General features: G+C 65.1%; 6 protein-coding genes. 3 read left to right on the top strand and 3 right to left on the bottom strand.

All coding sequences use genetic code 11. From position 1 onward, the window contains the following. Window positions 1-831 precede the first annotated feature (831 nt). Both H0241_RS25790 and H0241_RS25785 read right to left on the bottom strand, forming a co-directional pair. Window positions 832-1,899: a TraB/GumN family protein gene (locus H0241_RS25790; protein WP_181060652.1), complete on the bottom strand. Its 1,068-nt coding sequence runs from the start codon at window positions 1,897-1,899 to the stop codon at window positions 832-834. 62 nt (window positions 1,900-1,961) lie between these two features. Further along, window positions 1,962-2,900: a tyrosine recombinase XerC gene (locus H0241_RS25785; protein ID WP_181060651.1), complete on the bottom strand. Its 939-nt coding sequence runs from the start codon at window positions 2,898-2,900 to the stop codon at window positions 1,962-1,964. A 118-nt stretch (window positions 2,901-3,018) separates the two neighbouring features. Here H0241_RS25785 and rimM point away from each other — a divergent pair, with 118 nt between their 5' ends. Both rimM and trmD read left to right on the top strand, forming a co-directional pair. Next, window positions 3,019-3,618, top strand: coding sequence for a ribosome maturation factor RimM (gene rimM / locus H0241_RS25780; protein ID WP_181060650.1), 600 nt, complete (start codon window positions 3,019-3,021; stop codon window positions 3,616-3,618). Continuing rightward, window positions 3,615-4,313 (top strand): tRNA (guanosine(37)-N1)-methyltransferase TrmD, encoded by a 699-nt coding sequence (gene trmD, locus H0241_RS25775; RefSeq protein ID WP_181060649.1) that lies wholly within the window; start codon window positions 3,615-3,617, stop codon window positions 4,311-4,313. Before rimM ends, trmD begins: the two co-directional genes overlap by 4 nt. Here the strand turns inward: trmD and H0241_RS25770 are convergent. Next, the gene (locus tag H0241_RS25770) at window positions 4,295-5,047 is read right to left on the bottom strand and encodes a sulfite exporter TauE/SafE family protein (protein WP_181060648.1); all 753 of its coding nucleotides are present in this window, start codon (window positions 5,045-5,047) and stop codon (window positions 4,295-4,297) included. The two genes, trmD and H0241_RS25770, sit on opposite strands and share 19 nt — an antisense overlap. Window positions 5,048-5,373: 326 nt before the next feature. Between H0241_RS25770 and rplS the strand changes: the two genes are divergently transcribed. After that, window positions 5,374-5,925, top strand: a complete 552-nt coding sequence (gene rplS, locus H0241_RS25765) for a 50S ribosomal protein L19 (RefSeq protein WP_142867183.1) — start codon at window positions 5,374-5,376, stop codon at window positions 5,923-5,925. Window positions 5,926-6,000 lie beyond the last annotated feature (75 nt).

Here is a 6,000-nt window from a genome sequence, read left to right as displayed (position 1 = left end):
CGGAAGATCTCGCCCGCACCTGCCACGCGCACCCGACAATGTCGGAAGCGGTCAAGGAAGCGGCGCTGGCCACGTTCTTCAAGCCGATCCATATTTAAGGGCGACGAGGAAGTTGCGACACGTCGGCAGGACAGAGGGGGGCGGTGAAGGATCGCAGCGCTCGCCAATAAGCCCCCCAAAACAAAACGGCCCGCTTTGCAGCGGGCCGTTCGTCGTTGAATTCAGTGGCCTGATTACTGGGCCGGTGCGGGCGCCGGGGCCGGAGCAGGCGCGGGAGCCGGGGCTGGTGCCGGAGCGGGCTCAGGCGCAGGCGCGGGTGCCGGGGCTGGCGCAGGAGCCGGTTCGGCGGGCTTCATCGGCTCAGCCGGTGCAGGCGCAGGTGCCGGTGTGCTGGCTGCCGGCGGCTCGGCGGGTGCCGGATGCTCGCCGCTTCTTCCAAAAACATAGTACGCGACAATCGCAAGGATGACGACGACCAGCGCAATCAGCCAGCCGCTGCCACCGCCCGATTTGGGCGCTGAGCCTGGGTCGTTAGGGTTCGCCATAAAAGTGTCCTCCATGGATGAAAAGCATCAAACAACACCCATCAACGCGCAACCGTTGAACGGGTTTCATACTAGGCCTGGAAATTGCCGAACGCAGGAAAATTCTGATTCGCAACCGCTCGGCGGCCTGTATTTCCCCCGCAAAATCAATCGCGAGTGAGCGAAGAGGAGCTTACCTGTGCTTTTTCGCCAAAAATAGGGCCAACCGGTCTTCGGACCGCGAATCAGCTGCGGATCCAGACACAACCGAGCCTTGCGTGATTCGGCAGGCAAGGGGACGCGCAGATCAGTCGACGGCGGTGACAGTATAGCCCGCTTTGCGAAAATCCTCGACCAGGCCTTCGGGGCCGGGAAGATGCAGGGCGCCGACCGCCATGAAGGCGTTGCCCTTTGCCAGGATCGGCTGGGCATGGTCGACCATCACCTTGTTGCGGTCGGTGATCATGGCCTGGTCGAAGGCGGCGTACCCTGCAGCGTCGTCCTCTTCGCCTGGGGACATTGAACGCAGGAGCGGCCAGAATGTGCCGGTGTCGCCGCGCTGGTAGAGCACGATCATGGTCTCGTTGATGTCGTTTATCTTGTCGCCGAGCTTCAAAGTTTCAACCAGCCCCTTGATGTGAAAGGCGAGCGGCAGCGAGGCCATGGCGCGGAGCTGGCCGGCGGCGGTTTCCAACCCTTCCACCGGCTTGCCCAAAGCCTTGGCGTCCTGAGCCAGCTTGACGTCGAGAACCGGCGCGCCTCCAGCCTGGCGAGCGACCTCGCAGACCGGCAGCGCGACCATTGCCGAGAGCAGCCACGGCTTCATCTTGGAGACGGTCGCCGGCGGAATGCCGCGCGCATCGAGCCCCTTGTTCACCACCGCTGCATCCTCCGGCGACAACAGCGACGACAGCGTCGTGCTGTCGGTGAACATCATCAGCTCGGGCTCCTTGAGCATGGCCTCCATCATCTTCTGCTTGTCGAGCACGTCGGTGGTTTCGATGATGATGGTGCCGGCGGCGTCATAAGCCTTTTTGGCGGCCGGCGGCAGCGCGGTCACGCGCGGGTCGGTCATGTGCATGGTGCCGAACAGGAAGGATGGCTTTTCGCCGGCCTTTTCCAGCTTCCACAACAGGCCCTTGCCGTTCAGCGTCGCCGCCGCTTGCGCCTCGATCCTGGCATAGGTGGCGGGGTCGTCCTTCTGCAGGGCCGAGAGCAGATCGGAGCCGGCACAGACCGGGGCTTCGGCATGCGCCTTGCCGGCGGCGAGCAGCAGCACGACGAGGAAAGACAGGAAAAACAGCGCATTAAGCGCGACGAGCAGCTTCAGCGACGCAAGGGCTGCGCGGTCGGCGATGGCGATGACGCGTTTCATGATCGCCTTTCTAGGACCGAAAAGCGGCGAAACGGTTAATCGGCGCCGCAAATTTGAAGGGTTCACGCCCTTGGATGCGCGGACTCATAGATTTCGAGCAACCTTGCGGTGTCGACGCCGGTATAGACCTGCGTCGTCGACAGGCTGGCATGGCCGAGCAGCTCCTGGATGGTGCGCAAGTCGCCGCCGCGGCCAAGCAGATGGGTGGCGAAGGAGTGGCGCAAGGCATGTGGCGTGGCGGTATCCGGCAGGTTGAGCGCCGACCGCAGCTTGGCCATGTCGCGCTGGACGATCGCCGGATTGAGCGGTCCGCCGCGGGCGCCGCGAAACAGCAGGCCCTTCGGGTCGAGATAATAGGGACAGAGTTTCCGGTACTCGGCGATAGCGCGCAGCGCCACCGGCAGCACCGGCACCAGCCGGGTCTTGCCGCCCTTGCCGGTGACGCGCAGCACGGTGTCGGCCTCCGATGCCAGATCGGCGGCGCTGAGGCCAAGCGCCTCGGAAATGCGCAGGCCCGAACCATAGAGCAGCGTCAGCACGGCGGCATCGCGGGCGGCGATCCAGGGCTCCTCCGCCAATTGGCCCTCGACTGAAACGACATGCCTGGCATCGCTCGCCGTCAGCGGCTTGGGCAGCGATTTCGGCTGACGCGGCGCGCGCAGCGCTGCGGCTCCGGCGGCGTTGGCAAGGCCGCGCCGTTCGAGGAAGCGCAGCAGCGAGCGAATGCCGGCCAGACCGCGGCCGAGCGTGCGGGCGCCCGCGCCGGCGTTGCGCCGTGCGGCGAGAAAGCCGCGCAGATCGGCCGGGCGTAAAGTGGCGATGTCGGAAATGCCGGGCGAGCCGCCGCAATGTCCGGTCAGGAAATGAAGAAATTGGCGCGTGTCGCGCTCATAGGCTTCGACCGTCGCCGGAGACAGCCGGCGTTCGCGCGCCAGCATCTTCAGCCAGCTCTCGCGCGCTGCCTGGAGGTCGGGTTTTGCCGGGATGAGAAATTCCTGCATGCGGCCATTGTCAGACAGCCGGGTTAGGAAGCGGTGAAGAACCTGTCATTGAAATGGCCACCGGCGATCATTGAAATGACGCCGGGAGGGCGTTAGAGCAGGGCAAAGGACATCAGCCATGAGCAAGCCCCAAAACCCCGTCCAGATGGCCGTGATCGGCGCCGCCCACGGCATCAAGGGCGAATTGCGGGTGAAGACCTTCACCGGCGAGCCGCTGGCGCTGGCTGACTATGGGCCGCTCTATGCCAAAGACGGCCGCGCCTTCCAGATCATCGACATAAGGCCGGCCAACACCGTCGTGGTGGTGCGCTTCAAGGGCGTTGCCGACCGCAACGCCGCCGAGGCGCTGGCCGGAACCGAGCTGTTCGTTGACCGCTCGATGCTGCCGGACGATGGCGAGGAGGACGAGTTCTACCACGCCGACCTCGTCGGACTCGAGGTCCGCGACGATGCGAATGCGGTCATCGGCAAGGTGGTCGCCGTGCATAATTTCGGCGGCGGCGACATTCTCGACGTCACGCTCGGCGGGCGCAAAGGCGTGCTGATCCCGTTCACCCAGGCCGCCGTGCCGCAAGTGGCGGTCGCCGAAGGTTTTGTCCGCGTCGATCCGGCGGCGGCCGGGCTGGTCGACGACGAGGATGGCGAGGCGCCGCGAGAAGAAGGCTTCGATGCAAAGGGCCGGCCGCGCGGGCCCAAGGACGCCGGGGGCAACCGGTGACGTTCAAGGCATCGGTGCTGACGCTTTATCCCGAGATGTTCCCGGGCGGGCTTGGCGTGTCGCTGGCCGGGCGGGCGCTCGAGGCAGGTACATGGTCGCTGGAAGCGGTCCAGATACGCAACTTCGCCGAGGATCGCCACCACACGGTCGACGACACGCCGGCCGGCGGTGGCGCCGGCATGGTGATGCGCGCCGATGTGCTGGCCAAAGCGATCGACCATACCTCGCCGGCCGGCGATCCGCGGCCAAAACTGCTGATGAGCCCGCGCGGCAAACCGCTGACGCAGGCGCGTGTGCGCGAGCTTGCCGTCGGGCCGGGCGCGGTCATCGTCTGCGGCCGCTTCGAAGGCGTCGACCAGCGGCTGATCGAGGCGCGTGGCCTGGAAGAAGTCTCCATCGGCGATTTCATCCTCTCCGGCGGCGAGCCGGCGGCGCTGGTGCTGCTCGACGCCGTGGTGCGGCTGTTGCCCGGCGTCATGGGCAATGCGGTGTCGGGTGAAGAGGAAAGCTTCGAGAATGGCCTGCTCGAACATCCGCACTACACACGGCCGCAGGAGTTCGAAGGCAGGCCGATTCCCGACGTGCTGGTGTCCGGCAATCACAAGAAGATCGCAGCATGGCGTCGCGTAGAGTCTGAGAAGCTGACCAAGGAGAGGCGGCCGGATTTGCTCGCTACTCACCCCTTGGCGAAATAATAAAAGGCCAGAAACAGGCCGACGGCGACGACGAAGCCGCGTACCGCGTTTTGCGGCACGCGCTTGGCGATCCATACACCGGCATAGCCGCCGAGTGCGCCACCGGGGATCATGACGATCGCCTGCGGCCAAGCAACGACGCCGCCGGAAACGAAGACGATGATCGCCACCGCCGCGATGACCACGGCCAGCATGTTCTTCAGGGCGTTCAGCCGGTGATAGTCGCCGGACTGGGTCAAGCCGAGCGTCGCCAGCATCATCACGCCCATGCCGGCGCCGAAGAAGCCGCCATAGATGGCGGTGAGGAACTGCGCCAGCGACCCGACGAGCGACCCGACGGCAGCCTCATGCCCTGCCTTCGGCGCCGGTTTCAGCCAAGGTCCGGCGGCGAATAGCGCGGTGGCGGCCAGCAGCAGCCACGGCACCATGACCCTGAAGGACGGGTTGGACAGCGCCAGAAGGATGAAGGCACCTGCCAGCGCGCCGGCTGCCGAGATCAGGCAGAGCAGCAGCGCGCCGCGCCAGAAATGCTTGATGTCGGTCCAGTAGGCGAGCGTCGAGGTGATGTAGCCCGGGAACTGCGTCACCGAGGAGGTGGCGTTGGCGACGATCGGCGGCACGCCGACCAGCGTCATGGCGCCGAAGGTGATGAACGTGCCGCCGCCGGCGACCGCATTGGCTGAGCCTGAGAGAAAGCCCGCCAGGAACAGCAGGACTGCGTCGAGAACTGACATGACAATGGCGCCGGACTACGTATGTTTCCTCCGGCTTAGGAAGCTTGAGCGGTCGGCGCAACCCTGCACTGGACGATTGCGTGGTGGCATGCGACCAAAAAAGACAGGGCCAAGGCGTGACAAGCGAGCGAAATAGCTGTATGTGCCCGCCCGTACTGGCGAGAAAAATCTCCCAGACCCGTCAACAATGACGGTGTAGTCGCCCCTGCCCGATGTCCAGACGACAGATGTCTCGGAGACAAAGGGCATAGCCGAGCGGTCAATGGAACTGCAAGGCGAGTGTCGGACGCTCTGACTGTCGGAAGAACAAGAAGTGGACTATTGAGATGGATATCATCCGTCAGCTCGAGGCCGAACAGGCCGCCAAGATCGAAGCCAAGCGCAAGCTTCCCGAATTCCAGCCCGGCGACACCGTGCGCGTCCAGGTCCGCGTGACCGAAGGCACCCGCACCCGCGTCCAGGCCTATGAGGGCGTCGTCATCGCCCGCTCCGGCGCCGGCTTCCAGGAAAATTTTACCGTCCGCAAGATCTCCTATGGCGAAGGCGTCGAGCGCGTTTTCCCGGTCTTCTCGCCGATGGTCGAAGGCGTCGAGATCGTGCGCCGCGGCAAGGTGCGCCGCGCCAAGCTCTATTATTTGCGCGACCGTCGCGGCAAGTCGGCCCGTATTTCGGAAAACACCGGCGTGCGCGCCCGCAAGCTGAACGATGAGGAGCGCGATGCGCTGAACGCCGAGAAGGCCCGCATCGAAGCCGAGAAGGTCGCTGCCGCCCAGGCGCTGGCCGCCGAGACGGCCGCCAAGGAAGCCGCCGAGAAGAAGGCCGCCGACGAAGCTGAGGCGGCAGCCAAGGCCGCCGCGGAAGCGACCCCGGCCGAGTAAGATCTCGACCAAGGATTTTGAAAAGGCGGCTTCGGCCGCCTTTTTTCGTTTCACCAGACTGTGAACGATTGCCGG

This window comes from Mesorhizobium neociceri, assembly GCF_013520985.1.
Lineage (GTDB): Bacteria > Pseudomonadota > Alphaproteobacteria > Rhizobiales > Rhizobiaceae > Mesorhizobium > Mesorhizobium neociceri.
Note: the sequence above shows the minus strand (reverse complement) of the source record. Positions and strands in the feature narration are given on the sequence as shown.